Source organism: Nocardia sp. NPDC004260, assembly GCF_053603155.1.
The window spans coordinates 1-2357 of sequence record NZ_JBSGEZ010000227.1 but is presented as its reverse complement, the minus strand read 5'-3'; the positions used below and the strand labels follow the sequence as shown (position 1 = coordinate 2357).

Genomic DNA, 2357 nt, shown 5'->3' with positions numbered 1-2357 from the left:
GATCAGGCTGCCCTCAGCTCCACCGACCTGCTACGACAGAACGGCGGCTAAGGTCTCTCACCTCCACTCGAATCACAGCGCCTCACGGCGCAAACGGAAAGTGAGCCAGAACCAGTATTCACGTTCCGCCGACGTCGAAGAGTTGAACTTCTACTTTCTCATGTTCGGGTCCGCAGAGACCCTCGGGCGGAACGGTCGTGCAGGTGAGGTCGATTCGATTTCGCGCACTGTGGTACCGCTATACCCTTCGCTGTCGTGGTGCTTCGTGTCCTGATCCGCGGCAGATTCCTTCGCGACAGCGGTGGGTACAGCCTCGTTGCGTGTCGGCGTGAACACTTTTTCCACAGTCTTGGATTCAGCGGATCCGCGTTTCTTTCTCGACCAAGGTGTGGGCGATCGGTTGGTGGCGGCGGGTGCCGCGGTCGAAGTTGCCTTCGAAGGGTTGGCGGACGATGCCTTCGAGGCAAATTTCTCCTGCTTGAGCGCTGAACTCGGTTGTGTCCAGGGTGTAGCTGTAGCCGTGGAGTTCGCCTCGGCCAGCTGCGGTGACCACCTAGCCGCTGAGTCTTCGGTGACCGCAATAGGGCCGGTGTAGGAGCTCTCTCGAATCTCGCTTTCGCTAACCTCTGATTCGGAGCCGTTGGACCGGTTCTCTGCCAGCGTCGGGTCGTATCCGTGGGAACCACTTACTGGACTCGATGCTCGAGCGTTTTCGCACTGATCCGGCGTATGGTGCGAGTCGGCCAGAGCCATACTTGGCTCGCCAGTTGCCATGACTGCGGCGCCGGCCTCCGGGCCGTTGTACATATGCTGGCTCGTCCCGGTACCTGTGGACATCGCTCTCGTTCGGGGTTCGCCTGCAGGCTGTACGGAATCCGTTTGGCGTACCGACGACAATTGACGTGACTCGTCATGAGTAGAAAGCTCCGCTCGGGAGGCAGAGTGGCCTGTGGAGTTTGGCGGCGACGTCAGCACGCTGGGCTCAACCAGCACGCCCCCGCGAGAAGGCAACGGCGATGGTTGGATGGACGTGGCCGACACGCCGCTCGGCCGTACAGCGGACTCGATGCCGAGATTGTCGGATGTGGTGAAATTCAGTCCGGCGACGTCTTCGGCGAACGTCGCGGCGTGCTTGAGGATGTCGTCGGCCAGGCCATCCAGGATGTTCGCATAGCGAAGGACCTCGTCTGGCTCTATGTATAGGGGTGTCGCAGCACTCTGTTCGGGAGAGGGAATCCCCAACAACTCATGTGCTGCATCAAGGACAAACCCGTTCACGAGTCTGTCAATGGTGTCTTCCAGCGGCTGGATCGCTCGCTCGATCACCTCAGCGGCGATATAGGAAAGGATCATGTCTTCCATCCCTCGGCACAACCTACCCGCAACCTCGCGCACGGCGAGTGAGTAGGCGGCGGCACCGGGAGTAGCCAGTACGACGGCATAACTTGCCGCTAACGCTGCGAGCTCGGCGAGTACGGCGACTTGCACGGCGGTGATGACGTCCGCTGCGATCCTCAGCGCTTCGGCGACGACATGGCAGCCCCGATCGAGATCGGCCATGTGGGTTGCACTCATTCGGGCCCAGGAAGCGACCAGCTGCTGGTAGGAATATCCCGAGTAGACCGAGCCCATATCGTTGATGGCTCCGCTCGCCAACTCATGGGTACTGGCGACGTTTTCTGCAAAGCTACGTACGTGCATGCCGAGTGCGCGTACATCATCCGCGTTGATATCCGGGTACGGGATCCCTATCAAGTTCAGGAAGAGTGCGACCTCACTCGGCATTTCTATGGGCACAGCCGCACTCCTCCGACCGCTTATCCGGGCGACATACACAAAGGGCGCACGTCACCTATCGCTGTGCCCTCGGCGCTGGCCATGGGCGCCGATAAGCACTCCCTCCATATGGATCGCTTGTGATCTCGTCGCAGCAACATGGACTGGACGTACCGGGCAGCGCGAAGTTCACCGCGCCTGCGAAACTCCGGGCCCATACCGATCCCCATTCTGGCACGCCAAGACAATGGTACGGCATGGGGAATATCCCCATGCCCCGCAGTCGTGCTCGACCGATTCCCAATGGTCTGGCCCAGATACCCCATTTGAAGGGTGCATTGCCGGTCAGGAACTCCTCGGCGGCTTCACCGGGTTCTCGGTGTTCGAACGACACCGCGAACAGCTCGATGATCGCTGGAACAACGCCGGGGGAAACCGCGGCTCGTCCGGCGACAACAGTATCGTCGAAGGTGGGCAGCATCGTGCTATTGAACCGTAACTATTGGGTTTCCTTCAGGCTCGTGTAGCGGATGTGGGGCGCGCGGAAGTAGCCGCGGACGGTGTCGGGTTGGCGTTGGCGG

Annotated in this window: 1 protein-coding gene; it reads right to left on the bottom strand. The window is 60.7% G+C overall.

Annotation, left to right across the window (positions count from 1 at the left end; translation table 11 throughout):
• Positions 1 to 150: 150 nt before the first annotated feature.
• The gene (locus ACWEO7_RS39185) at positions 151 to 1797 is read right to left on the bottom strand and encodes a WXG100-like domain-containing protein (protein WP_452430866.1); all 1647 of its coding nucleotides are present in this window, start codon (positions 1795 to 1797) and stop codon (positions 151 to 153) included.
• Between the last annotated feature and the right edge of the window lie 560 nt (positions 1798 to 2357).